The sequence below is a fragment of the Vibrio sp. D431a genome (assembly GCF_030248655.1).
Taxonomy (GTDB): domain Bacteria; phylum Pseudomonadota; class Gammaproteobacteria; order Enterobacterales; family Vibrionaceae; genus Vibrio; species Vibrio alginolyticus.
On record NZ_JAHGAP010000011.1, the window covers coordinates 32,209 to 58,453 of the forward strand.

The 26,245-nt window shown below is 43.4% G+C and carries 27 protein-coding genes; 14 read left to right on the forward strand and 13 right to left on the reverse strand.

The annotated features are described in order from the left end of the window. Window positions 1–166 precede the first annotated feature (166 nt). From KJB35_RS09315 to yfcE, 6 genes are all read left to right on the forward strand, one after another. Window positions 167–901: a DUF1538 domain-containing protein gene (locus tag KJB35_RS09315; RefSeq protein WP_017634823.1), complete on the forward strand. Its 735-nt coding sequence runs from the start codon at window positions 167–169 to the stop codon at window positions 899–901. Then, window positions 898–1,689 (forward strand): DUF1538 domain-containing protein, encoded by a 792-nt coding sequence (locus KJB35_RS09320; protein ID WP_025766994.1) that lies wholly within the window; start codon window positions 898–900, stop codon window positions 1,687–1,689. Before KJB35_RS09315 ends, KJB35_RS09320 begins: the two co-directional genes overlap by 4 nt. Then, complete coding sequence (locus KJB35_RS09325; RefSeq protein WP_054578025.1) at window positions 1,679–2,029, forward strand: P-II family nitrogen regulator; 351 nt, start codon at window positions 1,679–1,681, stop codon at window positions 2,027–2,029. Before KJB35_RS09320 ends, KJB35_RS09325 begins: the two co-directional genes overlap by 11 nt. After that, window positions 2,026–2,433: a CBS domain-containing protein gene (locus tag KJB35_RS09330; RefSeq protein ID WP_005382085.1), complete on the forward strand. Its 408-nt coding sequence runs from the start codon at window positions 2,026–2,028 to the stop codon at window positions 2,431–2,433. Before KJB35_RS09325 ends, KJB35_RS09330 begins: the two co-directional genes overlap by 4 nt. Before the next feature lie 149 nt (window positions 2,434–2,582). After that, on the forward strand, window positions 2,583–2,792 hold the full coding sequence (locus KJB35_RS09335; protein WP_005382086.1) for a hypothetical protein: 210 nt from the start codon (window positions 2,583–2,585) through the stop codon (window positions 2,790–2,792). Between the two features lie 75 nt (window positions 2,793–2,867). Continuing rightward, window positions 2,868–3,413, forward strand: a complete 546-nt coding sequence (gene yfcE, locus KJB35_RS09340) for a phosphodiesterase (protein WP_005389637.1) — start codon at window positions 2,868–2,870, stop codon at window positions 3,411–3,413. Window positions 3,414–3,452: 39 nt separating this feature from the next. Here the strand turns inward: yfcE and KJB35_RS09345 are convergent, their stop codons facing one another. Genes KJB35_RS09345 through KJB35_RS09360 form a run of 4 tightly spaced genes read right to left on the reverse strand, consistent with a single transcriptional unit; the run spans window position 3,453 to window position 5,960 of the window. Next, complete coding sequence (locus KJB35_RS09345) at window positions 3,453–3,731, reverse strand: SelT/SelW/SelH family protein (RefSeq protein ID WP_005382088.1); 279 nt, start codon at window positions 3,729–3,731, stop codon at window positions 3,453–3,455. Between the two features lie 21 nt (window positions 3,732–3,752). Continuing rightward, window positions 3,753–4,508, reverse strand: coding sequence for a sulfite exporter TauE/SafE family protein (locus tag KJB35_RS09350; protein WP_031781351.1), 756 nt, complete (start codon window positions 4,506–4,508; stop codon window positions 3,753–3,755). A 46-nt stretch (window positions 4,509–4,554) separates the two neighbouring features. After that, window positions 4,555–5,070: a transmembrane regulator ToxS gene (gene toxS / locus KJB35_RS09355; RefSeq protein ID WP_005382091.1), complete on the reverse strand. Its 516-nt coding sequence runs from the start codon at window positions 5,068–5,070 to the stop codon at window positions 4,555–4,557. Window positions 5,071–5,081: 11 nt separating this feature from the next. Then, complete coding sequence (locus tag KJB35_RS09360; RefSeq protein ID WP_064353705.1) at window positions 5,082–5,960, reverse strand: transcriptional regulator; 879 nt, start codon at window positions 5,958–5,960, stop codon at window positions 5,082–5,084. A 271-nt stretch (window positions 5,961–6,231) separates the two neighbouring features. On the opposite strand from KJB35_RS09360, the gene htpG reads away from it, so the two are divergent. The 3 genes from htpG to hemH all read left to right on the forward strand — a co-directional run bounded on the left by htpG (window position 6,232) and on the right by hemH (window position 10,231). Continuing rightward, on the forward strand, window positions 6,232–8,136 hold the full coding sequence (gene htpG, locus KJB35_RS09365) for a molecular chaperone HtpG (RefSeq protein ID WP_285357733.1): 1,905 nt from the start codon (window positions 6,232–6,234) through the stop codon (window positions 8,134–8,136). 320 nt (window positions 8,137–8,456) lie between these two features. Beyond that, entirely contained in the window at window positions 8,457–9,101 is a 645-nt protein-coding gene (gene adk / locus KJB35_RS09370) for an adenylate kinase (protein WP_005382094.1), read from the forward strand. Between the two features lie 167 nt (window positions 9,102–9,268). Further along, on the forward strand, window positions 9,269–10,231 hold the full coding sequence (gene hemH / locus KJB35_RS09375) for a ferrochelatase (RefSeq protein ID WP_213893637.1): 963 nt from the start codon (window positions 9,269–9,271) through the stop codon (window positions 10,229–10,231). 49 nt (window positions 10,232–10,280) lie between these two features. Here the strand turns inward: hemH and KJB35_RS09380 are convergent, their stop codons facing one another. After that, the gene (locus KJB35_RS09380) at window positions 10,281–11,669 is read right to left on the reverse strand and encodes a peptide MFS transporter (RefSeq protein ID WP_238842780.1); all 1,389 of its coding nucleotides are present in this window, start codon (window positions 11,667–11,669) and stop codon (window positions 10,281–10,283) included. 333 nt (window positions 11,670–12,002) lie between these two features. Here KJB35_RS09380 and rfaH point away from each other — a divergent pair, with 333 nt between their 5' ends. After that, complete coding sequence (rfaH, locus tag KJB35_RS09385; protein ID WP_005382098.1) at window positions 12,003–12,503, forward strand: transcription/translation regulatory transformer protein RfaH; 501 nt, start codon at window positions 12,003–12,005, stop codon at window positions 12,501–12,503. A gap of 115 nt (window positions 12,504–12,618) precedes the next feature. Here the strand turns inward: rfaH and asnB are convergent, their stop codons facing one another. The 4 genes from asnB to nagA all read right to left on the reverse strand — a co-directional run bounded on the left by asnB (window position 12,619) and on the right by nagA (window position 18,538). Next, the gene (asnB, locus tag KJB35_RS09390) at window positions 12,619–14,283 is read right to left on the reverse strand and encodes an asparagine synthase B (RefSeq protein ID WP_005382100.1); all 1,665 of its coding nucleotides are present in this window, start codon (window positions 14,281–14,283) and stop codon (window positions 12,619–12,621) included. Window positions 14,284–14,513: 230 nt separating this feature from the next. Further along, window positions 14,514–16,103 (reverse strand): cation:proton antiporter family protein, encoded by a 1,590-nt coding sequence (locus tag KJB35_RS09395; protein WP_005384981.1) that lies wholly within the window; start codon window positions 16,101–16,103, stop codon window positions 14,514–14,516. Between the two features lie 81 nt (window positions 16,104–16,184). Next, complete coding sequence (locus KJB35_RS09400; RefSeq protein ID WP_005382105.1) at window positions 16,185–17,399, reverse strand: ROK family protein; 1,215 nt, start codon at window positions 17,397–17,399, stop codon at window positions 16,185–16,187. A 2-nt stretch (window positions 17,400–17,401) separates the two neighbouring features. After that, window positions 17,402–18,538 (reverse strand): N-acetylglucosamine-6-phosphate deacetylase, encoded by a 1,137-nt coding sequence (gene nagA, locus KJB35_RS09405; protein ID WP_005384983.1) that lies wholly within the window; start codon window positions 18,536–18,538, stop codon window positions 17,402–17,404. A 489-nt stretch (window positions 18,539–19,027) separates the two neighbouring features. Between nagA and nagE the strand changes: the two genes are divergently transcribed. Next, window positions 19,028–20,521 carry an N-acetylglucosamine-specific PTS transporter subunit IIBC gene (gene nagE / locus KJB35_RS09410; RefSeq protein ID WP_285357741.1) on the forward strand — a complete coding sequence of 498 codons (1,494 nt, stop codon included), beginning with the start codon at window positions 19,028–19,030 and terminating at the stop codon, window positions 20,519–20,521. 276 nt (window positions 20,522–20,797) lie between these two features. Next, window positions 20,798–22,468, forward strand: a complete 1,671-nt coding sequence (gene glnS, locus KJB35_RS09415; RefSeq protein WP_005382124.1) for a glutamine--tRNA ligase — start codon at window positions 20,798–20,800, stop codon at window positions 22,466–22,468. A 222-nt stretch (window positions 22,469–22,690) separates the two neighbouring features. On the opposite strand, the gene fcrX is transcribed toward glnS, so the two are convergent. Beyond that, window positions 22,691–23,140, reverse strand: a complete 450-nt coding sequence (gene fcrX, locus KJB35_RS09420) for a ferric iron uptake transcriptional regulator FcrX (RefSeq protein ID WP_005382141.1) — start codon at window positions 23,138–23,140, stop codon at window positions 22,691–22,693. Between the two features lie 200 nt (window positions 23,141–23,340). Here fcrX and KJB35_RS09425 point away from each other — a divergent pair, with 200 nt between their 5' ends. After that, window positions 23,341–23,844 (forward strand): DUF4442 domain-containing protein, encoded by a 504-nt coding sequence (locus KJB35_RS09425; protein ID WP_005382144.1) that lies wholly within the window; start codon window positions 23,341–23,343, stop codon window positions 23,842–23,844. 52 nt (window positions 23,845–23,896) lie between these two features. Here the strand turns inward: KJB35_RS09425 and fldA are convergent, their stop codons facing one another. The 3 genes from fldA to KJB35_RS09440 all read right to left on the reverse strand — a co-directional run bounded on the left by fldA (window position 23,897) and on the right by KJB35_RS09440 (window position 25,580). Continuing rightward, window positions 23,897–24,430, reverse strand: a complete 534-nt coding sequence (gene fldA, locus KJB35_RS09430) for a flavodoxin FldA (RefSeq protein ID WP_005382146.1) — start codon at window positions 24,428–24,430, stop codon at window positions 23,897–23,899. A gap of 48 nt (window positions 24,431–24,478) precedes the next feature. After that, the gene (locus KJB35_RS09435; RefSeq protein WP_005393038.1) at window positions 24,479–24,700 is read right to left on the reverse strand and encodes a DUF2788 domain-containing protein; all 222 of its coding nucleotides are present in this window, start codon (window positions 24,698–24,700) and stop codon (window positions 24,479–24,481) included. A gap of 112 nt (window positions 24,701–24,812) precedes the next feature. Beyond that, complete coding sequence (locus KJB35_RS09440) at window positions 24,813–25,580, reverse strand: alpha/beta fold hydrolase (RefSeq protein ID WP_017819953.1); 768 nt, start codon at window positions 25,578–25,580, stop codon at window positions 24,813–24,815. Between the two features lie 92 nt (window positions 25,581–25,672). Between KJB35_RS09440 and seqA the strand changes: the two genes are divergently transcribed. After that, window positions 25,673–26,215: a replication initiation negative regulator SeqA gene (seqA, locus tag KJB35_RS09445; protein WP_005382149.1), complete on the forward strand. Its 543-nt coding sequence runs from the start codon at window positions 25,673–25,675 to the stop codon at window positions 26,213–26,215. Window positions 26,216–26,245: the final 30 nt, after the last annotated feature.

Sequence of the window (26,245 nt, forward strand, 5' to 3'; positions counted from 1 at the left end):
ACAAGCTGGCAGAGATACTATTAACTTCACATATTAGAAAATATGTAACTAAATGTTATAGATGGCGCTAGTGCATTCACGGTAGAAGAGTGAAATCTATGCCAGACTAGAAGTTATCGCTCATTGGAACGAGCGTAATCAGTTTGCACAATCAAGGAGGATAGGCATGGAAGCATTTGTTGCGCTTTTTCGAGCGCTCCTCAATAGTGCTCGTGACTTATTACCCATCATCATTGTTATCACTTTTTTTCAATTAGTCGTTTTGCAAGAGCCGCTGCCCAACCTGGTCTCCATTCTTTTTGGCTTGTTGCTTGTCGTTTTAGGATTAACCTTTTTTATCTTTGGCCTAGAACTTGGTCTTTTTCCTATCGGAGAGAGTATGGCTCAAGCCTTTGCAAAAAAAGGCAGCGTATTCTGGTTGTTAGTTTTTGCGTTTTGTCTAGGCTTTGGCACCACGATCGCCGAGCCTGCATTAACGGCCGTAGCAGAAGAAGCATCAGAAGTTGCGGCAGAAGGAGGGATGATCACAAACTCAGAGCAATCCATGCAGGATTATGGACAAGGGCTACGAGTAACGGTGGCACTTTCTGTGGGGATCGCTATCGTTATTGGCGTTCTGCGCATCTTAAAAGGGTGGCCAATTCATTACATGATCATCGGCGGCTACGTCGGCGTTGTAATACTGACGTGGTTTGCACCTGAAGCCATTATTGGCGTTGCTTACGATTCCGGAGGTGTAACCACGTCCACCATAACAGTACCTTTGGTCACTGCACTGGGTGTCGGTTTAGCGTCTTCTATTAAAGGGCGTAACCCTATGGTGGATGGCTTTGGTTTAATCGCTTTTGCCTCGCTGTTACCGATGATGTTTGTGATGGTTTACGGAATGGTCGTAACATGATTTCAATTGATCATTTCCTAGACACTTTGTTATCGACCGTTCGAGACGTCGTTCCCATCGCCAGCATTATTTTTGGTTTTCAGTTAGCGGTGTTAAGGCGTCCTGTTAGCAACCTTAAGAAAGTTTTGCTTGGGTTCGTTTATGTGATTTTCGGGTTAGCTCTTTTTTTACTTGGATTAGAAATGGCGTTGTTTCCACTTGGGGAGACGATGGCTGTGCAATTAACGGCGCCGGAGTTTTTACAAGAGTTCAAAGTATCGGTAGGGAAAGCCTTAATGTGGGTCGACTATTATTGGGTTTACACCTTCGCCTTTTTTATAGGCTTTAGTACCACGATTGCAGAGCCTTCTTTAATCGCTGTAGCGATAAAAGCAAACCAAGTCTCTGGAGGCAGTATCAGTATTAACGGCTTGCGCGTAGCCGTTGCGTTTGGGGTGGCAATTGGTATTGCATTAGGGAGTTACCGGATTGTCGTGGGCGATCCCATTCATTATTACATCATCGTGGGTTACATCGTCGTTGTGATTCAAACGTTTTACGCTCCTAAGCTTATTGTTCCACTCGCCTACGATTCTGGAGGCGTAACAACTTCTACCGTCACTGTCCCACTTGTAACTGCATTAGGGTTAGGGCTTGCTTCGACCGTCCCTGGAAGAAACCCAATGATTGATGGCTTTGGCTTGATCGCGTTTGCCAGTCTATTTCCTATGATATCTGTGATGGGCTATGCGCAAATAACCCAGTGGCTGAATAAAAACGTCTCGGAGGAAGAAGAAAATGCGCTTTAAATTGATACTTGCGTTTGTGGAAGACAGCAAAACAGACAAGGTGTTGGACGCTGCACGCGATGCTGGTGCGACCGGTGCAACAGTTATTAACAATGCTCGCGGGCAAGGTTTAAATCAAAAGCGAACGTTTTTTGGTTTAACGCTAGAAGTGCAAAAAGATGTGCTGCTGTTTGTGGTCGAGGAACATCTATCTCGACACATATTAGAGACCATTAATGAGGTTGGTGAATTTGACAGAGAGTCGGGACAGGGGATTGCTGTTCAGATCGATATTGAAGATGCAGTCGGTGTCGCGCATCAAGTCGAGACATTGACCAAAGTAGTCGAGGATGAATTATGAGTGATCAAACGATAATTAGAGTTCGAGATGTTATGGCGGCAACGTATGTAATGGTTGATGGACTGATGACCGTATACGAAGGCATAACGCTAGCGAAAAAATACCAAGTCAAAGCGCTGGTGGTGAAAAAGCGAGATGATAATGATGAATATGGCATCGTGTTGATGAATGATATCGCCAAAAAGGTGCTGGCGAATAATCGTTCTCCTCAGCGCACAAATATTTATGAAATCATGACCAAGCCCGCTTTGTGTGTCGAACCAGATATGAACGTAAAATATTGTGCCCGTTTGTTTGAGCGATTTGGCATAAGCAGAGCGCCGGTCATTGAAAGTGGCGAGGTCATTGGGATGGTGAGTTATAACAATATTGTCATCAATGGTATGGTGCGAGAAGAAGTGTAATAGGTTGATATAAATGAAAAATCAACGAATTTTTTCTCAAGTCAGCGACTGTTACAAAGAACTAAAATATTTAATATATGTTAGGTTGCATATGTGTTAATTCACCATTATTCTTTGCGCCCTAAGCCTAATGTCGAGGAATCTGTATCATGCCTTTAGTCTCTTGCCCCGTGTGTGAGAAACAAATCTCAAAACGCGCTCATGCATGTCCAGGATGCGGAGAGCCCGATCCGCTGCACCATCTAGCCAAATCAAAATTTATGTCGATGGTGTTTTGGATACTGGTGTTGGTTGGAACAGCGTATGCAGCATGGTTCTATGTTTTGCCTATGGTCATTGAATCATTGCGCTATCAGTAGTATTCAAACCGTCGTAGGTTGAGCTGCTAAAAAAATGCCGTAGAATGACCTCATACTTTTTGAGGAGACGATGTCGTGAAACTATTTTTTGCCTCAGACCTGCATGGCTCTTTGCCAGCAACTAAAGAAACCATTGATCTATTTTTGGCTTCTGGTGCGCACCACCTGATTTTGCTAGGAGATACGCTAAACCATGGGCCGCGAAACCCTATTCCGGAAGGCTACAACCCTCCACAGGTAGCAGACTTATTGAACCAATACAGTGATCAAATTATTTCTGTACGTGGCAACTGTGATAGTGAAGTAGACCAAATGCTATTGAAGTTTCCAATGATGATGGATTACTCATGGGTGCTACTTGAATCTGGCAAGAGAATCTTTTTGACTCATGGTCACTTGTACAACTCTGAAAAACGGCCGCCACTGCGTGAAGGTGATATCATCGCCCACGGTCATACACATGTTCCCGTCGCAGAGATGCAAGACGGAGCCATTATATTCAACCCAGGCTCGATGACATTCCCACGTAATGGCTTACCGAGAAGCTTTGGTACTCTAGAAGACAATAAGCTAACGGTAAAAACGCCAGAAGGCGAAGTATTAGCACAAACCATGATTTAACGGTTTTACTAAGTAAAAAAATAGGGAGCGAATTGCTCCCTATTTTGTGTCTGAATGTCCTAAATCGCGTTCTGGGTCGATAATGTCTCTAACGCGCTGTTTTAGCACCTTGGCTTCAGGAAAGCCGCTGTCTTTTTTCCGTTCCCAAATTTGTTGGCCATTACAGAAAATTTCGAAGCGACCACCTGTGTCTGGGTGTAAGCTGATTGTTTCTATTTCTTCGCTAAAAGTATGCAGTAATTCTTGCGATAGCCAAGTTGAACGCAACATCCAGTTGCACTGGCGGCAGTAATAAATATCAATGATTGCTTTATCCATGAAACTTTCCTTTTAATCTTTTTAAACCAGCAACTTGATGCCCACGGCAAACGTGAGAATTTCGAATGCAACTTTAATCACTCTGTTACTGTATCGAGTCGCGGCCCATGCGCCTAAACTGCCGCCTAGAAATGAGCTTAACAATAAAACAGGCAGCCAAGCCCAGTGAATAGGGGTCCCTGCCTGTGCGACGGCAATGCCTCCAATGCCATTCCAAAACAGGCCGACACAAATCATGGTGTAAGCAACGGCTTGTTTGTAGTCGTAACCAAACCAGCGCACCAAAAATAGTGTCACGAGCAAACCAGAACCTGCGGTAAGAGATCCGTTAATGATGCCGATAAACAGTAAGCCAATTCCACCAATAACCCAACCAATAGGATGACGGTTGCGTATTACTTCAGCTTGGCCTAGCGATGTCTTAAATCGCGAGTAGATACCTAGCGCTAGGATCATCGTACCGAGCATCTTTTCCGCGATACCATCAGGGATCTGTACAATTAAGTTAGCCCCTAAAATCACGCCAATACTACCGGACAAGATAAGGTAGAGCGCGATTTTCCATTTAATAGTGCCTGATCTTAAATGCGTGCTTGCTGCGCCTAAGCCTAAAGCGACCGAAGCCACTTTATGTGTGCCTAGCGCAACGGAGAACGGTAAGCCGAGAAAGATGAGTAAAGGGAATTGAAGCAAGCCTGCTCCGCCACCGGAAAGTGAAGCCAGCGTGTTGGCGATTAGTGAACCGAAAAAAAGGGTAAGGGTATCTAGCCAATCCATAAGCAAAACAAAGGGGGCGTCTTGCCCCCTTATCATCCAATCAAAATTAGTTTTTAAACAGTACCGAAGAACCGTGGTTCAAGCTAGTGAGCAATAGTGTTTTTTCGTTCACGACGTCAATACGACGACTTTGCTCCGCATCTAGCTTAAAAATTTGAGTAATCAAACGTAGCTGTGCTTCGGAAAAGTCTTTTGATTGAGAAGATGAAATATCTTTAAACTCCGAAGGCGAGACCAACAAATAGTTGTCACTTACTTCCCAGCGGCCTTTTTCCGAGATATTTATCGTTGATTCTGCGGTTGAACCTTGAGCGAATAGTTTGATATTTGCTACGCGAATATAGTCACCATTAGGGAGATATTTCACGTTTGATTCAACATTAACTCGGCGTAGTGGGCCGACAGTATCGTCAGGCAAGCTGTCTGTAATGACTGTCACCATGGTCGACTGCCATTCGTTTGCTGTGAGGAGCTGCTCCACTTTTAGGTCACTTCCCCAATACAACCAACTACTGAAAAGAACGGATACGGCCAAAACCGCAGATGCTAATTTAATCTTCATATTGGCCTCCTTTATTTGCAGATGTCTGTTGGATCGTTTTGACCTGCGAAAATACGCAGTGTTACGTTCTCGTAAGAGTGGTTACTGTCATGAATGTAGTTCAGAATCAGCTGGTTATTTTGTCCACCAGTGGCAATCACTTCCACTGGCAACGAGTCTTCTGCATGGTGCTTCACGTAGCGCTCAATGCATTGCTCTATTGAAGGCAACCAGTTGTTGATTTGAGGGTGATTTACAGGTGTCATCACCGGTACACTTTGATACTCACCAATCTGACGGAATTGGGATTCCGCAGGGTTCGTGAATAACAATACGCAAACAGGAAGCAGCAGAGACAAAAAGATAATGACACGCGGTAGCCAGTTAATCGTGTTAGATGCTGGCTTCGGCTGAGTTTTAGTCGGCTCTACTTGAGGCTCAATATCAGCAGTAGTATCGGTCACTATCTCTGTTGGTGGTGTATCGCTCGCTTCTAACTCCACTGCTGGCGCTTCGTGTTCAGAAGCGGTTTCTTCAACGTCAGTGTTAGAGTCAGTAGAAAATGGGCTCAAGCGTTCCACTGAACAAATGAGTTGGTAGCCACGTTTAGGTACCGTTTTAACAAACTCTGGAGATTTTGTTGAATCCTTCAACATCTTACGCAGAGTAGAAATCGCTTGAGTCAGGCTTGAGTCATCCACCTCAAAACCTTGCTCACGCCAAACAAACTCGTGAAGCTCGTTACGGGTTAAAACTTCGTTTGGTCTCTCTGCCAACATCAGAAGTATACGGCTTTCGTTGCTTCCTAATCGTACAACGTCGTTGCCGTTTTGTTGGTCAGCGAGCGAATTACTATTTGGATCAAAGGTGAACCTTTGAGCAAGTAGAAATTTGGTGCCAATGTTAGTCATTTAGTTCTTCTTAGATGGATGATGTTGTAATTATGGTGATTTATGTCACAAAATTACCGGGGCGCTTGGAGTGCGCACGACATTTTAGATGCTTTTAGACGGGTAGGATAATTAAAATTTTCTAAAAAAACACCGTTTTTAGCAATATTGACCTTGAATTTACATTTGTCAGCCACATGTTAAATGACATCTCGGTAAGGTGATTTCAAGGGGAAAGTCACAAACTTGTCCCTATGAAAAAGCCAATTAGTTTAGATGTTATGGAGCACACATGAGCGAAACCGTATCTCAAAATAAAGAAACTCGTGGTTTTCAATCAGAAGTAAAACAACTACTGCATTTAATGATCCATTCTCTTTATTCAAATAAAGAGATCTTTTTGCGCGAGCTGATCTCTAACGCATCAGATGCATCAGACAAACTGCGCTTTCAGGCGTTATCTAACCCAGATCTATACGAAGGTAATGCAGACCTTTGCGTGAAACTGTCGTTTGATGAAAGCGCAAATACCTTAACCATTTCTGATAACGGTATCGGTATGAGCCGTGATGATGTGATTGAGCACTTAGGAACAATCGCAAAATCTGGTACAGCTGAGTTTTTCTCAAAGCTATCTGAAGAGCAGAGCAAAGACTCTCAGCTTATTGGTCAGTTTGGTGTTGGTTTCTACTCGGCATTTATCGTTGCTGACGCCGTTACCGTGCGCACTCGCGCTGCGGGTCTAGCCGCTGATGAAGCGGTACAATGGCACTCAGCGGGTGAAGGTGAGTACACCATCGAAAACATTACCAAAGAGTCACGTGGTACCGACATCATTCTTCATATGCGTGAAGAGGGTAAAGAGTTTTTGAATGAGTGGCGTCTACGTGACGTTATCAGTAAGTACTCTGATCACATCGGCATTCCTATTTCAATCCAAACTGTCGTTCGTGATGACGAAGGCAAGGAAACAGATGAGAAAAAGTGGGAGCAAATCAACAAAGCCCAAGCACTGTGGACGCGTAACAAATCTGATATTTCAGAAGAAGAGTATCAAGAGTTCTACAAGCACGTATCACATGACTTTGCCGATCCATTGGTCTGGAGTCATAACCGTGTAGAAGGTAAAAACGACTACACGAGCTTACTATACATCCCATCGAAAGCACCTTGGGATATGATGAACCGCGACCACAAATCAGGCTTAAAACTTTACGTACAGCGCGTATTCATTATGGACGATGCAGAGCAATTTATGCCGTCATACTTACGCTTCGTACGTGGTTTAATAGACTCAAACGATTTACCGCTAAACGTATCGCGTGAGATCTTACAAGACAATAAAGTGACTCAGTCTCTACGTAATGCTTGTACTAAGCGCGTGCTAACGATGCTCGAGCGTATGGCCAAGAATGACGAAGAGAAATACCAATCATTCTGGAAAGAGTTTGGTCTTGTGATGAAAGAGGGCCCTGCGGAGGACTTTGCAAACAAAGAGAAAGTTGCAGGTTTATTGCGCTTTGCTTCAACTGAAGTGGACTCTTCTGAGCAAACTGTGGGCTTGGCGTCTTACGTTGAGCGCATGAAAGAAGGTCAAGATAAGATCTACTACTTGACGGCAGACAGCTATGCAGCTGCGAAAAACAGCCCTCACTTAGAACAGTTCAAAGCGAAAGGCATTGAAGTTATCTTGATGTACGACCGCATTGATGAGTGGCTGATGAACTACTTAACTGAGTTTGATGGTAAACAGTTCCAGTCAATCACTAAGGCTGGGCTTGATCTAAGTCAGTTTGAAGATGAAGCAGAAAAAGAGAAGCAAAAAGAAACCGAAGAAGAGTTCAAGTCGGTTGTAGAGCGCACGAAGTCTTACCTAGGCGATCGTGTGAAAGAAGTTCGTACGACCTTCAAACTCGCATCTACGCCTGCTGTTGTGGTAACGGACGATTACGAAATGGGCACTCAAATGGCGAAGCTTCTTGCGGCAGCTGGTCAAGCTGTGCCGGAAGTGAAATACATCTTTGAGCTAAACCCTGAGCACGAATTGGTTAAGCGTATGGCTGACGAAGCCGATGAAGAAGCGTTTGGTCGCTGGGTTGAAGTTCTGCTTGGTCAGGCAATGCTAGCGGAGCGAGGCTCTATTGAGGATCCAACAGAGTTCTTAGGAGCCGTTAATCAACTTTTGACTAAGGTGTAATAACCTCTGCAAATCAAAAAGCTCGCATTTCGCGAGCTTTTTGTTTGTTGTCGCAAAATTTTGCATCTCAAGTGCTGAGTTAATAATCAATAGAGCGTGAAAGAGGGTACTGTTAACATTCTTTAGTCTTAATACACTCTTTGCTCAGAGAACCTGTGATAGAATCTGCGACTTGAATGTGAGTAATAAGGCGTGTATTTTTGCTCGCCTATATACGTTATACCGAAACTTATCGTTGCAGGTGCTTCTCAGGTTTGATGTCTAAGAGGTCAGCTATTGTGAGCTTCGGTATAAATCTTAAATATTAAAGAGGATAAATCATGCGCATCATTCTTCTAGGTGCTCCAGGTGCAGGTAAAGGCACACAAGCAAACTTCATCATGGAAAAATACGGTATTCCACAAATCTCTACTGGTGATATGCTTCGTGCTGCTATCAAAGCAGGTACAGAGCTTGGTAAACAAGCTAAAGCTGTTATTGACGCTGGTCAGCTAGTTTCTGATGAAATCATCCTTGGTCTTATCAAAGAGCGTATCGCTCAAGAAGACTGTGCAAACGGTTTCCTACTAGATGGTTTCCCACGTACTATCCCTCAAGCTGACGGCCTAAAAGAAATGGGCGTAGACGTAGACTACGTTATCGAATTTGACGTTGCAGACGATGTGATTGTTGAGCGTATGGCTGGTCGTCGTGCTCACCTTCCTTCTGGTCGTACTTACCACGTGGTTTACAACCCGCCTAAAGTGGAAGGTAAAGATGATGTAACTGGTGAAGATCTTGTTGTTCGTGATGACGACAAAGAAGAAACAGTACGTGCTCGTCTAGGTGTTTACCACGAGCAAACTGCACCGCTAATCAACTACTACGGCAAAGAAGCTGAAGCAGGCAAGACTAAGTACCTTAAGTTTGATGGTACTAAGCAAGTAGCTGAAGTTAGTGCGGATATTGAGAAAGCACTATCTTAATTTGCTGAAGTCAAAAATTTAATATTTTGATATATTGAAAGCGGCCCAAGTGGTCGCTTTTTTTAGTTTACTCGTAAACATATATCTAATTAACTTCAGCTCGGCTATTCGTTACTTCGAGGTTACTTAAATATATGAACCAAGCCGTTTACCATGAATAGGATGTTATGAAAGAGAATAATAAACAGGGTGTACTCCTAGTTAACCTGGGAACTCCTGACGCACCAACCGCTCCTGCCGTAAAGCGCTTTTTAAGTCAGTTTCTTCATGATCACCGAGTGGTAGACATGACTCGATGGCTTTGGTGTCCACTATTGCACGGCGTTATCCTTCCTATCCGAGCTCCTAAAGTTGCCAAACTCTATCAATCAGTATGGATGGAAGAGGGCTCGCCGTTGATGGTGTACTCTCAACGCCAAACGGAAAAGTTAGCACAAAAGCTTGATATACCTGTAGAGCTTGGTATGACGTATGGTAACCCAAGTTTGCAATCAGGCTTTGAAGCCCTATTGGCGCAAGGCGTTGATGAAGTCATTGTTTTACCTTTGTATCCGCAATACTCGGGCACAACAACGGCAGCGGTTTCTGACGGAATCACTAAAGCATTTAAAAACCTGCCGGTGATGCCAGGCTTTAGCTTTATTCGTGATTATTACAATCACCCGAAATATATTGAAGCGTTAGCGCATTCAGTTCGTGAACATTGGCAAAAGAATGGTCAGGGAGATTACCTGCTGTGTTCTTATCATGGTATTCCAAAACGCTATGCTGACAATGGTGATGTTTACCCACAGCATTGTGAAGAGACGACTCGCTTGCTTGGGGAAGCGTTAGGTTTAAGCGAACAACAAATTGGCATGACGTATCAGTCCCGATTTGGGAGAGAAGAGTGGCTTCAACCTTATACCGATAAGACCCTAGAGGCACTTCCTGCAAAGGGTGTGAAAAATATTAATGTTGTGACCCCTGCATTTTCGTCAGATTGTTTAGAGACGTTGGAAGAGATCTCGGAAGAGTGTAAAGAGATTTTCCTTGAAGCTGGTGGCGAAAACTTTACCTACATCCCTTGTTTGAACGATAGTGAACTTCATATCGAGATGATGGTTGAGTTAGTTCAATCTAAACTTTAGATACAAAAAAGGGTCGCAATAGCGACCCTTTCTACGTTTAGTTGAGCGATCAAGCAACTTGTACTTGCTGCTCTTCTACTTGCTCTGCCGTGCTGTGCGTATTTTCAGCGCCATGCATCCAGCGAACGAGTGTATTAGAGAATAGGAGCAAAATTACGCCACTTACGGTTGCGCTGACCGCAATACCACTAAAGATAGCCATAGCGCCTAACTCGCCTACGTGAGAGCCCACATAGCCCGCAACATAGTTAGCAATCGCATTACAGCCAAACCATGCACCCATCATAAGTGAAGCTAAGCGAAGCGGTGCTAATTTAGTCACCAATGAAAGACCAATTGGTGATAAACACAGCTCGCCTAATGTGTGGAAGAAGAAAGCGCCGACCAACCATAACATCGATGTTTTTACTGTTGTATCTCCACCTTGTTCTAGCACTGCGCCAACCATACAAAGGAAACCAATCGCCAAGAAAAATAGTGCCATCGCAAATTTCACTGGCGAAGTAGGTTCACGTTTACCCAATTTTACCCAAAGGACAGCCAGAACTGGCGCTAGAGTAATAATGAAAAATGGGTTTAGTGATTGGAACCACGCAGCAGGAACTTCGAAACCACCAATCATGCGATCAGTATATTGTTGAGTGTAGATGTTCATCAGGCCACCTGCTTGTTCAAAGCCTGCCCAGAAGACAATAGTGAACAAGCTCATGACCAGAATTACTTTTAGTCGATTCACTTCTTCTTTGGTGAGTGGCTGCTTCGTGGTGGCGTTTTTGTTATTTAGATCTCGTTTCGCCGCTGGTTCGCGACCAATATCACCAAGCCATGATTGAGCCAGTACCATTTGCATCACTAGGCTAACCAGCATACCCACACCAGCGGTAACAAAGCCTGCTTTCCAACCGTAAGAGGTTGTCACAGAGCCAGAAACGACGCCGGCAAGTAATGCACCTAAGTTGATACCCATATAAAAGATAGTGAATGCGCCGTCACGACGGTTGTCACCTTCTTGATAAAGGTCGCCAACCATGGTTGAGATATTTGGCTTAAAGAGACCGTTACCAGTGATAAGTAGGCCAAGACCTAAATAGAAACTGTGTAGCGAACCAATACCTAAAGCATCAGCAGGAAGTGCAAGAGTAAACTGGCCGATGGCCATTAACGCGCCACCAAGCAAAATTGAGCGACGTTGACCTAAATAGTTATCTGCTAGGTAACCACCGATAAGAGGCGTGATATACACAAGCCCTGTGTATATGCCGTATAGGTCTAATGCGTCTTTGGTTGACCAGCCAAGGCCGCCATTCATTGTTGTATCAGTAAGGTAAAGCACGAGAATGGCACGCATTGCGTAGTAAGAAAAGCGTTCCCACAGTTCAGTACCGAACAATAAGAACAGGCCACGTGGATGACCAAAATATTGATGTTGGTTTGACATAAGCTCTTCTAATAATAGTTATTACATTTTTTAACGACTTCTACGTATACAATGCAATTCAACGAGTGACAAATAATAAAATTTTGCCATTCAACTATTTTTGTTTGTTAAGTGGCTGTTTTTGGTTGGATTTGCAGATTATATGATGGTGTATTGGTTGTGTTACAAACTTAATTTCCATTTTTGCCTATGGACTTCTTTATCGTAAGTTGCTGAAAAATTTCGTTAATGCGAGCGATGTATAATCATACTTTTATAGATAAACTGAATATCAATGACTCAACTTTGGCTTAATGCTAGGATAAAAACAAAATAGAATTGGCTAGTAAAAAGATGAAACGTTGGTATCTACTTTATTGTAAACGTGGGGAGCAGGTTAGGGCGAAACAACACCTTGAAAACCAAGGTGTAGAGTGCTTTTATCCAACTGTAGAAGTTGAGAAGATTTTGCGCGGTAAAAGACAAAAAGTCGAGGAACCGCTGTTTCCTTGTTACGTATTCGCTTACTTTGATTATGAGCAAGGGCCAAACTTCACCTCAGTCCGCTCTACTCGAGGTGTTGTTGACTTTGTGCGTTTTGGTGCTCAACCGAAAGAAGTTCAAGGTGACTTGGTCTTCGAATTGATGCAGCTAGAAAAGTGTTGTAATGACAATACCGTTTCTGAATGTATGCCAAAACCAGGCGATCAAATTAGAGTTAAAAGCGGTCAATTTGCGGGCATAGATGCCATCTTCCAAGAACAAGATGGTGAGAAACGCTCAATTATGCTAGTTCAGATGATCACCAAGCGTGTGCCTGTCAGCATAGACAATAGTGATTTAGATTTAAAATAGCCTAATTCCATCAAACATAAAAAGAGGTGCAAAAGCACCTCTTTTTGATCGTATCTAATTTTTTGTCTGTTTTAAAAGGGTTGGACGAACCAACCCTTATCTTTATCGTAGAGAATTAGTATGAGTCGTTGTGAACGGTCTGTACTGCACGACCTGATGGGTCAACACAGTTTTGGAACGATTCATCCCATTCAATCGCCTTCGCTGAAGAACACGCTACTGAAGGGCCTCCTGGTACACACTCTGCTGCTGATGGAAGTGGGAATAACTCTTCAAAGATTTCACGGTACACGTAGCCTTCTTTTGTCGTTGGCGTGTTGTATGGGAATCGATATTGAGCTGTTTCCATCTGCTGGTCTGTCACTTTCTGTTCTGCTACTTCTTTCAGCGTATCGATCCAGCTGTAGCCAACGCCATCAGAGAACTGCTCTTTTTGACGCCATGCGATCGATTCTGGCAGGTAGTGCTCGAAGCACTCACGAAGGATGTGTTTCTCCATTTTACCGTTGCCACACATCTTGTCTGCTGGGTTCAAGCGCATTGCTACATCAATGAACTCTTTATCTAGGAAAGGTACGCGTCCTTCAACTCCCCATGCTGCCAGCGACTTGTTAGCACGAGCACAGTCGAACATGTTCAGAGCAAGCAGTTTACGCACAGTCTCCTCGTGGAACTCTTTCGCGTTTGGCGCTTTGTGGAAGTAAAGGTAGCCACCAAAGATTTCGTCAGCGCCCTCACCAGACAATACCATCTTGATACCCATCGCTTTGATCTTACGACCCATTAAGAACATAGGTGTTGATGCGCGGATAGTCGTCACGTCATACGTTTCAATGTGGTAAATCACGTCACGAATCGCGTCCAAACCTTCTTGAATCGTGTACGTCATTTCGTGGTGAACGGTACCAATTTGGTCGGCAACTTCGCGAGCGGCTTTCAGGTCAGGCGCGCCTTCTAGGCCAACAGCAAAAGAGTGCAGTTGAGGCCACCAAGCTTCAGACTTTTCATCATCTTCAATACGCATCGCTGCAAAGCGTTTTGCTACCGCAGATGTAATAGAAGAATCTAGACCGCCTGAAAGAAGTACACCGTAAGGCACGTCAGTCATTAGTTGGCGTTTAACAGCCGCTTCTAGCGCTTCCGTCAATTCTTCTTTGCTAGTGCTGTTACCTTGTACTGCTGCGTACTCGTTCCAGTCACGAACATAGTAACGTGTTGGCTGAGTATCTTTAGAGCTGTAGTAGCTACCAGGAGGGAATTCACTTACTGTTTTACATACTGGAACAAGAGCCTTCATCTCTGATGCCACATAGTAGTTACCATGCTCATCGTGACCTTGATAAAGAGGGATAATACCAATATGGTCACGGCCGACTAAATACTCATCTTTTTCTTCGTCGTAGAGCACAAAAGCGAAAATACCGTTTAGTTCTTCAAGGAGATCTGCACCCATATCTTGGTAAAGTGCAAGAATGACTTCACAGTCTGAATCGGTTTGAAATTCGTACTTTCCTTCGTAACGAGCACGAATTTCTTTATGGTTGTAGATTTCACCATTGACGGCAAGGATGAGCTTCTTATCAGGGCTGTATAGCGGCTGTGCACCACTATTTAGACCAACAATCGCCAAGCGCTCGTGCGCTAAAATAGCACGCTCTGAAGAGTAAATCCCAGACCAGTCTGGGCCACGGTGACGAAGTTTTTTCGACATCTCTAATGCGATAGGGCGCAATGCGGCTGCATCGCTTTTAATGTCTAAAATGCCAAATACTGAACACATACTACATCCTTACTAAACTAAACAATTTCTAATCGGTATGGTTTAAATTTGCCATTACTAATAAAAAAAGCAACGTTTTGTGATTAAAAAAATGATAAAAGGCCTTGTTGTATGGAAAATATTTAACTCAACCGTTGTTTTGGTGAATGAGATCAAGGTTTGGTATAAAAACTATACAAAAAAGGCTTTCTATCAATAGAAAGCCTTCCGAAAAATATCAGTGCTGTTGCTTATTTAATTGGTGTGAATTTAGGTTGAAGTTGTTTACAGACGTGTCGAGCAAAACCGCTACCAGCTTCACTATAAATATTGAATGCTGCGTCAACGCCATTTTCAAGTAAGCCTTCCAATTGATCTGGGTATTCGGCGATAGCGGCAATTTGCCCCTTATATTTTCTGCGTTTAAGCTGCTCAAGTGCTGTTTGGTTACCTTGATGATGTGGCATTGCAAGCAGAACCAGTTTTACATGACCTGTATCTAAAATTCGCTCCCAGAAATCCGGGTCGGTGGCATCACCAGAAATCACATTTCTTCCTTCTGAACGATGATGATGTGCAGCGTCTTCACGAATTTCTATACCCAATGAAATTTTGCCATAGCGTGAACGTAGCTCATCATAAGCGCCCGTTCCAATACGCCCCATACCTAAGATCAATACTTGGGCATGACCTGGGTTGATGAGTTGGTCGCGTTGATTGAGCTTTTCTACCGCTGTCTCTTGCAGCCACTTACCTGAATGTTGATAAATTTTATGGCTAAGGCGGTTAAGTGGCGCGGAAATTACAAAGGATACCGACACCGCAACCGCAATCGCAGCAAGCATATCACTTGGCATCCAGCCCATTTTATAGGCCAACCCAGCAACAATAAGACCAAACTCACTGTAGTTAAATAGTGATAAAGAGGCGAGCAAAGAGGTACGTACTCGAAACTTAAAATGATTAATAGTGACGAAGTACAAGAGTCCTTTGATTGGTAGCAGTAAGATAAATAGCAGGGCGAGAACGACGCCATTCACGCTCAATGAGGCGGATAAACCAATGTTCAAAAAGAAGCAGACTAAAAAGAGCTCCTTCATATTGAATAATGACTTGGATAGTTCTGAGGCTTTTGGGTGACCTGCGAGTAGCATGCCTAAAATTAGCGCGCCCAAGTCTGGTTTCATCCCGACCAACTCGAATAGCCCAGCACCGACAACAAGCGCGAAGAAAATACCGAATAGCACCAGCATTTCGCCGTGGCCAACTTTATCGAGCAGCTTATAGAATAGGGGACGAAGGAAAGGCAGTGCGAACAAACCGATGGCATACCATTCTGGGACTTTTCCGGTTGAAGCAGTCAGGAATACTACGGCAAAAATATCTTGCATAACCAAGATACCGATCGCGAGTGTGCCGTAGGTCGCGTTCATTTCGCCTTTTTCTTGCAATGCTTTTACGGCAAAAACGGTACTAGAGAACGATAGTGCAAAAGCTAAAAGCAGGATTTGGCTGCCGTCCATACTGGCTAGCGAAGTCAAGCCCAGTAGTTTTAAGCCGGATAACGCTAGGGCAAAAAAAGCGGTAGAGAGTATGTTGTGGGCGGTTGCCCCTCCCCATATTTCTTTGGACAGCAGGGTTTTTACATCGAGTTTGAGTCCAATAGTAAACAGAAGAAGAGTAACACCAAGATCTGCGAGAGTGACAATAACGTCATTGCTTTGGTAACCAAATGCATGCAAGCCAAATCCAGCTAGTAGAAAACCAACGAGGGGAGGGAGGCTGCATTTAAGCGCAATAAAACCAGCTAAAAAAGCGGCTGTAATTAGAATAATTTCCATACTGTTGAGCTGTATTCCTGATATACAAAAACGGGCTGTGAAAACACAGCCCGAGATTGTAACTCAATTGGTTGTATAAACTTAGTCTTCCAGTAACTTTTGTAACAAAACTCCGTTTAGCATAGCGCGTTTAATCATCGCAAATGCGCCCATCGTTGGCTGCTTATCAATGTGAGAAGCCACGATAGGGAGGTCGTTATGGAAAGTTTTAAGAGATTGATTCTCTACGTTGCGTTGAATTGCAGGGAAAACAATATCTTGTGCTGCAGTAATATCGCCAGCAATTACAATTTTCTGTGGATTAAATAAGTTAACCGTAATCGCAATCGCTTTACCTAGCTGGTTGCCCACTCGCACTAAACTCTGTTTCGCAAGTTCATCACCATTCATTGCGTGCTGACATACCGCTTCAATTGTGATGTTTTCAAGGTCGGTTAAGCTTGATTCGTATCCTTGAGTAATCAGTTGCTTCACTCGTTGAATAATCGCTGGGTTTGCAGCTACGGTTTCTAAACAGCCAAAGTTTCCACATTGGCATTGCTCACCAAGCGGGTCAATTTGGATATGACCAATTTCACCGACGTTGCGGTTAAAACCAAGAAAAACCTGGCCGTTAACGATAATACCTGCGCCAGTACCGCGGTGGACGCTAACCAAAATAGAATCCTGGCAGTCTTGGCTTGCTCCAAAGTAGTGCTCAGCCAACGCCATGCCACGTACGTCGTTGCCAACAAAGCATGCTGTATTAAACTTCTCTCCAACAATTTCACCGAGAGCAAGATTATCGATATCGGTATTAGGCATGTATTCGACCACGCCAGTTGTTGGGTTAACAAGGCCCGGTAAAGTGATGCCGATAGCGATGAGTTGATCAATTTTGTCTTCGCATCGGCTTACGAAATCTTTTAATAAATCGATAAGTCCTGCGATTAAGTCTGCTTGGTTAGTGTAGTGCAGTTCATGCTGATCTTCTGCCAGCGCGGTACCACCTAAATCGTATAAACTGAACTGTACGTAATCTCGACCTAAGCGAACGGCAATCGAATGAAAAGGTTTGACTTCAGTAGTCAAAGAGATCGCACGACGACCACCAGTTGAAGCTTGTTGGGCGACCTCCTTAATAAGGCCGCGCTCTAAAAGTTGGCGGGTTATTTTGGTAACACTAGCAGGCGCGAGCTGACTCACGTCCGCGACTTGAATACGGGAGATAGGACCTTGCTGATCAATCAGCCTATATACCGCAGCGCTGTTAAGCTGTTTTACTAAATCTACATTACCAATCTGTCCGCCATTCATGCTTAATTTTGCTCGTATTGTCCGTTAACAACCGTCGCTTTTACTTTAAAGTCACGATCGAAAATAGTCAGGTTTGCAACCATCCCTTTTCGAACTCGGCCAAGGCGATCCTCAACACCAATTGCTGTTGCTGGGTATAACGTGGCCATTCGTAGAGCTTCGTCTAAAGCGATCCCCGCGTGCTCAACTGAATTCTGAACTGCTTCAATCATTGTCAAAGCTGAGCCGCCTAGCGTGCCATTTTCATCAACACACTTACCATCTCGGTAATATACTTTCTTACCGACAAAAATAAAGTGATCAATGTTAGCACCTGCTGGAGCTGTGGCATCCGTCACCAAAACAAGCTTTTCACCTTTGATTTTATGAGCAATTCGGATGTTTGCGTAGTCGACGTGAAAACCATCAGCAATAATGCCAGCATAAACGTCAGGAGTATCGTAAATTGCACCAACAACTCCTGGTTCACGACCAACCATTGGTGTCATTGCATTAAAGAGGTGTGTAGCAAAAGTAATGCCTGCTTCAAAGCTTTTACGTGCTTCGGCGTAGGTTGCATTTGTGTGGCCAATTGAAACCACGATGCCAGCAGCCTTTAATCGCGCAATATGCTCTGGGTCGTTATGCTCAGGTGCTAGTGTTACTTTCGCTACGATATCGGCGTTTGCGCAGATAAGGTCGATCATGCTTTCGTCTGATGGGCGAATAAAATCGACGTTATGGATGCCTTTTTTCGCGACGTTAAGGTAAGGACCTTCGAGGTGTAAACCAAGCGATTGATTTTGATATTTGTTGTGGTACTCACGAGCTGCGGCAATTGCAGTTCGCATATCTTCATCAGATGATGTAATGAGTGTTGGCAGGAAGCTAGTACAGCCAGATTTGAGGTTTGCCTGGTGCATGATTTGCATGGTTTCAGGGGTAATTGCATCGTTTAGCATTACACCGCCACAACCGTTCAACTGCAGATCGATAAAGCCTGGACTTAGATTAGCGCCTGCAAGGTCTTTTACTTCGATGCTTTGAGGTAGCTCAGAAACCGGCACAATAGATTGAATAAGATCGTTTTCGATGATGACCGCATGATCGGTAAGAACATCACTACCGGTATAAATTTTACAGTTACTTAGCGCGTACATAGTCAGCTAGTCCTTATAGATGAGAATTCAATTTCTATATCGTTATCTAAGTAGAGACTGCTTCAGTCATATGGGTACTTAGTTTGTATCACTGAATTAGATAACGAGTCACATACAGCAAGTCGCGTTTTATCGATGTTATTGTCATAGTAACTAACTGAAAAGTAATAATTGTATGGTTTTTTATGATTCTTTTTCAGAGCAAAGTTACAGTGATTTACCCGCCTAGATACCAAAATAACACTGATTCTGCCTTGCATAAAGTGCGAGAATATTATCTTTAAAACGCCATTTTTTCGTATAATAAAATAAGTTTTATGATCTCGCTAGCAAAAACCTTCCGAAAGGGCAAATTGTGGTGATTATGATCACAAACGGTGAGCTTTTAATTTGCGGAGCAAAATTAATATCATAAACTTAGGATGACTAAATTGGACGGCTGAAATAAGTCATTCAACATAACATCTAATCCTATAGGGGGAACTTAAGGTGAACATTCTCGGATACTTCCAGAAGGTGGGTAAGGCGCTTATGGTGCCGGTTGCCACACTTCCTGCAGCAGCAATACTCATGGGTATTGGCTACTGGATCGACCCAAATGGCTGGGGCGCAAACAATGCACTTGCTGCATTTCTTATTAAAGCTGGTGCAGCGATCATTGACAACATGTCAGTATTGTTCGCTGTTGGTGTTGCTTATGGAATGTCTAAAGACAAAGATGGCGCCGCTGCACTTTCAGGCTTCGTGGGCTTCTTAGTTGTCACAACGCTTTTGGCCCCTGGTGCAGTATCACAAATTCAAGGCATTGACCCAAGTGAAGTACCTGCTGCATTTGGTAAAATCAATAACCAGTTCGTCGGTATCTTGGTTGGTATTGTTTCTGCTGAGTTGTACAACCGTTTTTCTCACGTAGAGCTGCACAAAGCACTGGCGTTTTTCTCTGGCAAGCGTCTTGTACCTATCCTAACGTCTTTTGCTGGTATCGTTATTGCGTTCATCCTGATGTACGTTTGGCCATCAGTTTACGGCGGTCTGGTAAGTTTTGGTGAAAGCATTCAAGGTATGGGTGAAGCAGGTGCAGGTGTTTACGCATTCTTCAACCGTCTTCTAATTCCTGTTGGTCTGCACCATGCACTAAACTCAGTGTTCTGGTTTGATGTCGCTGGTATTAATGACATTCCAAACTTCCTTGGCGGTGCGAAATCATTAGCTGAAGGCACGGCAACGGTAGGTGTTACGGGGATGTACCAAGCGGGCTTCTTCCCAATCATGATGTTTGGTTTACCAGGCGCTGCTCTAGCGATGTACCATACTGCGAAATCAAAGAATAAAGAGAAAGTGGCATCTATCATGATTGCAGCTGCGTTTGCTTCATTCTTTACAGGTGTAACAGAACCACTTGAATTTGCATTCATGTTCCTTGCTCCAGGACTGTACGTTCTTCACGCAGCGCTGACTGGTCTATCAGTTTATATCGCGGCATCAATGCAGTGGATTGCAGGTTTCGGTTTCTCTGCTGGTTTAGTCGACTTAGTATTGTCGACTCGTAACCCGCTAGCGGTAAACTGGTACATGCTCATTGTACAAGGTCTTGGTTTCTTTGCGGTTTACTACTTCGTGTTCCGTACCGTGATTGTTAAGTTTGGCCTTAAAACACCGGGACGTGAAGATGATGAAGAAGCTTCATCTAACGTGGCTGGATCAAGCAATTCTTCAGAGCTTGCTCGTCAGTACTTGAAAGCACTTGGCGGTCATGACAACCTAAGTTCTATCGATGCCTGTATTACTCGTTTGCGCCTTTCTGTGAAAGATATGAGCGTTATCAATGAGAAAACTCTGAAAGATCTTGGAGCTATGGGAGTTGTGAAGCTAGGTACAAACAACCTACAAGTTATTCTTGGTCCACTAGCAGAGATTGTTGCTGGTGAGATGAAGAATGTATCTAAAGATGAAGACTTAAGTGGTGTTCAGCTACCAGCTTAACTGTTTAATAGTGGTGTGATTGTTTGTTATTGGTATTGCAAACAATTGATACTACAACATCGCAAAAGGCCTCCGCAGGAGGCCTTTTTTCGTTTAGGCCCTTTGAATCTGCTTTGCTTTCACGCTAACTCGATAAATATTGTCGTTTTAGAGCGAGTTCTTGTTGTCTAATTGCTTAGAATTGTGGATCATTAGGAACAATGTACTCTGTGAAACCATACTTGGATACAGGGTTCCGTTTTCTCTGACAATACTAATATTTTTGAGGTGCTATAGATGAGTGAAGCTGATGCTCGTCCATCAAACTTTATTCGCCAGATCATTGATAAAGATCTAGCGGATGGTAAACACACTAGCGTGCATACTCGATTCCCGCCGGAGCCAAATGGCTACCTGCATATCGGTCATGCTAAGTCTATCTGTTTGAACTTCGGTATTGCTCAGGACTACCAGGGTCAATGTAATCTGCGTTTCGACGATACAAACCCTGAAAAAGAAGACATCGAATACGTTGAGTCTATCAAGAAAGATGTAAACTGGTTGGGCTTTGAGTGGAGTGGTGAAGTATGTTACTCATCAAACTACTTCGATAAGCTTTACGAATATGCAATTGAATTGATTAACAAAGGCTTAGCGTACGTAGATGAGCTAAGTCCAGAGCAAATTCGTGAATACCGCGGCACACTAAAGGCGCCAGGTAAACCAAGTCCATACCGTGACCGTTCTGTTGAAGAGAACTTGGCGTTGTTTGAAAAAATGCGCGCTGGTGAATTTGAAGAAGGTAAAGCGTGTCTTCGTGCTAAAATCGACATGGGTTCTTCATTCATGGTCATGCGCGATCCAGTTTTATACCGTGTGCGTTTTGCTACGCACCACCAAACTGGTGATAAGTGGTGCATTTACCCAATGTACGACTTTACGCACTGTATTTCTGATGCATTAGAAGGCATTACGCACTCTATTTGTACGCTTGAATTCATGGATAACCGTCGTCTGTACGATTGGGTTCTAGACAACATCACGATCGAAAGCCGTCCACATCAATACGAGTTCAGTCGTTTAAACCTTGAATATACAGTGATGTCTAAGCGTAAGCTTAACCAGCTAGTTACTGAAAAACTGGTTAATGGTTGGGATGATCCACGTATGCCGACTGTCTCAGGTCTGCGTCGTCGTGGCTTCACACCTGCATCTATTCGTGAGTTTTGTAAGCGTATTGGTGTAACGAAGCAAGAAAATATGATCGAGTTTAGTTCATTAGAATCTTGTATTCGTGATGACCTAAACGAGAACGCTCCGCGTGCAATGGCTGTACTGGATCCTGTTAAAGTTGTTATCGAAAACTTTGAAGCAGGCGCAGTAGAAAACTTGACAGTTGCCAACCACCCAAATAAACCAGAAATGGGCGTGCGTGAAGTGCCATTCACGCGTGAATTGTGGATTGAGCGTGAAGACTTCCGTGAAGAAGCGAACAAAAAGTACAAGCGTTTAGTGCTAGGTAAAGAAGTTCGTTTACGTGGTGCTTACGTGATCAAAGCTGAGCGCGTTGAGAAAGATGCCGAAGGCAACATCACAACGATCTTCTGTTCTTACGATGCAGATACGCTAGGTAAAAACCCAGCAGATGGTCGTAAAGTGAAAGGCGTTATTCATTGGGTGTCAGCTGATAAAGCTCTTCCAGCGGAAATTCGCCTGTACGATCGTTTATTTACGGTGCCAAACCCAGGCGCAGCGGAAGATTTTGCTTCTACTATCAATCCTGAATCATTAGTTGTGATCAATGGCTTCGTCGAGCCTAGCCTAGCTTCTGCAGAAGCAGAAAAAGGTTACCAGTTTGAACGTATGGGTTACTTCTGTGCAGACTCGAAAGACTCTTCAGCAGATAATCTAGTATTCAACCGCACGGTTGGTCTACGTGATACCTGGGCAAAAATTGAGAATCAATAATCTCAATTAATGCTGAGAACGATGAAAAAATGCCAGCAAACGCTGGCATTTTTTATACCTAATCCCACAGAGTGCTATATAGATGTGCAAAACTGTGGAGAAAAAAGATGGGTGTTTAGTAGCTTTTGTTCTGTAACCAAAGTACTGACGTCTAAGGTACTGACTTCTAGAAACAAAAAACGCCAGCATGTGCTGACGTTTACTTTTTAAATTAACAAACCCTTATTTTTTCGGTTTGTGTGCATCTGGATTGTCTTTACAACCACCATCGCTACACTTGCCGTACAAGTATAAGCTGTGGTTTGTTAGTGTGACATTGTACTTAGCTGCAATCTCTTTTTGACGTTCTTCAATAAGATCGTCAGAAAATTCAATTACCTCACCACAGTCTAGGCACACTAGGTGGTCGTGGTGATGTTGAGTCGATAATTCGAAGACTGACTTTCCACCTTCAAAGTGGTGACGAGTTACAATACCAGCATCGTCGAACTGGTTTAGAACTCGGTAAACAGTTGCTAGGCCAATTTCTTCACCTAGATCAATCAACTTTTTGTACAAATCTTCAGCACTGATGTGCTGGCAGTCTGGCTGCTGAAGTACTTCTAGAATTTTTAGCCTCGGAAGGGTTACTTTTAAACCCGCATCCTTCAGCGCCTGATTATTATCTGACATATACTTTCCCGTTGGATCATCTGCAGCGATTTAACAGAATTCAATCTTCCTACCATTATAGGATAAGCGTTCGGAACATTAAACCACGAACTTCAAAGGGTTAATAGAATCTTTTTGTAAATTAGAAACAGGTCCATTATATTACAGCTCTGACCAGTTACAATTGTGTAACATTAAGCTTGGAGAGGGCAGGGATAGCGATGAATAGGCGACTAGCGAAGATATACAAACCAGGAATTGTAAAGTTCGCACTCAATATTTGGCCTCCTTTTTGGGGGGCGGGTATTAAAATCTTACATATTTCTCAAGACTTCCGTACTGTAAAGGTACGTTTAAAGCTTCGCTGGTGGAATAAAAATGCCAATCGCACCCAATATGGCGGCAGTATTTTCTCTTTAACTGATCCTATTTACTCGTTGATGCTGATGGGGATTCTACGAGAGGAATATTATGTGTGGGATAAAGAGGCAAGCATTAACTTTATTAAGCCGGGGCAAAGTGATTTGTTTGCAGAATTTGAGGTCACTGAAGGGATGCTGGAAAACATTTATCAAATGACACGGAATGGAGAAAAGTGTTTTCCTGAGTTTATTACTCATGTAAAAGATAAACAGGGGAATGTGGTTTCAGAGGTTCAACGCAAGCTTTATGTAAGAAAGAAACCTCAGTATCGCGAAGAGGAAGTACTTACCGATGCTGTGTGACAATACATACAAAAAGACCTCCAAGTGGAGGTCTTTGCATCATTCAATTTGATTAGCCTTCTAGCTCAGCTAAACACATCTCTTCATAGATCTGTTTAACCCAGCTTTCAACACGCTCGTCAGTCAATTCTGGTTGGCGGTCTTCATCAATACATAGACCTACGAATTGGCTTTCGTCACCTTCAACAAGTGCTTTAGACGCTTCAAATTCGTAGCCTTCTGTCGAGGTATGGCCAAGAATTGTGCCGCCTTTAGATTCAACGATATCACGGACTGTGCCCATCGCGTCACAGAAGTATTCTGCGTAGTCTTCTTGGTCGCCACAGCCAAAGATAGCCACTAGCTTAGTAGAGAAGTCGATTTGCTCAAGCTCAGGGAAGAAGTCATCCCAATCACATTGTGCTTCGCCGTAGTACCAAGTTGGGATACCTAGAAGAAGAAGATCGAAGTTATCAATGTCTTCTTTGCTGCTTTTCGCGATGTCTTGAACGTGAACTAGATGTTTACCTAGTTGCTTTTGAATCATCTTTGCAACGGCTTCAGTATTACCTGTGTCGCTACCGAAGAAGATACCTACACTTGCCATAGAGTCTATACCTTTACATTGTTTGTTATTGGCGATGTTACTAAGGGTTTAACCTAACCCTGAGCCTTCCCAAGTTAGCTGAATTACACCTTTTGCAATAAAGCCAGCACAGCCTAGGAAAAGGACTAACCACACAATACGACGACCAAAAACAGGTACATTGCCTTGCTTTAGCACATCTTTTATCGCCATCCCGATGAAAAAAAAGATAGCAGCAAAAAGAAGATCGAGCCCAATAGACTCGAGCATATCCATATAGTCGTAAAGCATTTTAGCCCTTCATGCCGAAAAATCTTGGGCGCACTATACCACTGTTAAACGGTAAAGTTAATGCACTACAAGAAGGGTTATTTCAATAATCTAGTGTTGCTTTTCGAATTTGTTAACTCGAAATGTATTTTCGAATGACTCTCATTACTTCTGTCGGTTTCTCGGCGTGTAACCAGTGACCAGTGCCAGCGATAATGTGTGCTTTAGCATGGTTAAATTGTCGCTTCACTGCCGGCTGATGTTCTGGCATTAAGTAGTCAGAGTCGCCGCCTTTGATAAATAAAGTTGGGATATCTGTTGGTGTGATTTCTTGCCAGCCAATAATTTGGTCATAATTCTCAAAAAGGCTCGGTACGTTAAACCGCCAATCCATCTTATCGCCATTTTTGTACAGTGATTTAGAGAGAAATTGTCTTACACCATCGAGTTCAATATGTTGAGCTAGGATATCCATGGCTTGCTGTCGATTTGCTGGTTTTTCATTAATAACAGCATGTAAGCCGTTAAAAACATTATCGTGGCGGTTCGTAGTGTAGGCTACAGGCGCCATGTCGAGAACGACTAACTGCTTGACTACATTTGGAGCAATGTCCACAAGAGCCATCGCGACTTTTCCGCCCATGGAGTGACCAATAACAATAGATGGCTCAACGTTTAAGTGCTGAAGGAGCTGAGCCACATCTTTTGCCATATCGGTATAGTTATGGACTTCGGAGTGGAAAGAGAGGCCGTGATTTCTCAGATCAATACTGATCACCGTGTGATCTTTAATAAGATCGCGGGCGAGTAGACCCAGATTACTTAAACTACCAAACAATCCGTGAATCAAAACAACTGTTTGGCCTTGGCCTTCCTGCTTATAGTTGAGTAATGCTGACATTTTATCTTATTCGTGATGGGTTTAACGTGGAGTATCCGCGTGGATCTCGTTATAATCCCCCAGAGTTTAAACATTGAGAATGTGAAAAGCGAATGAAAACAATTGAGGTTGATGAGGATCTATACCGTTATATAGCTAGTCAAACTAAGCATATCGGTGAAAGCGCCTCGGATATTTTGCGACGCCTTTTAAACCTTGATGGTCAGTTGCAGGAAGCTAAAGCCGCGCCTGTAGTAGAGAAGCCACAAGGGATTGTAGTAAGTAAAGATGCGGGTAAAACGGAATCTGTTGATGTAGTGAAAGAAATGCGTTCGCTGCTTATTTCTGATGAGTTTGCCGGTCTAAAAAAAGCGATTGATCGCTTTATGTTGGTATTATCGACCTTACATAAATTGAATCCAGAAGGTTTCGCCCAGGCTACGAATGTAAAAGGACGTAAACGCGTGTACTTTGCAGACAATGAAGAAACCTTGCTAGCAAACGGTAATACGACCAAGCCAAAAGCCATTCCTGGCACACCGTTTTGGGTTATCACGAATAACAATACAAGTCGTAAAAGACAGATGGTTGAACAAGTGATGGCACACATGGGGTTCCAACCTGACTTAATAGAAAAAGTAACAGGTTCAATCTAAGAAACCTGATAGAAGCCTCATAATGCGTCG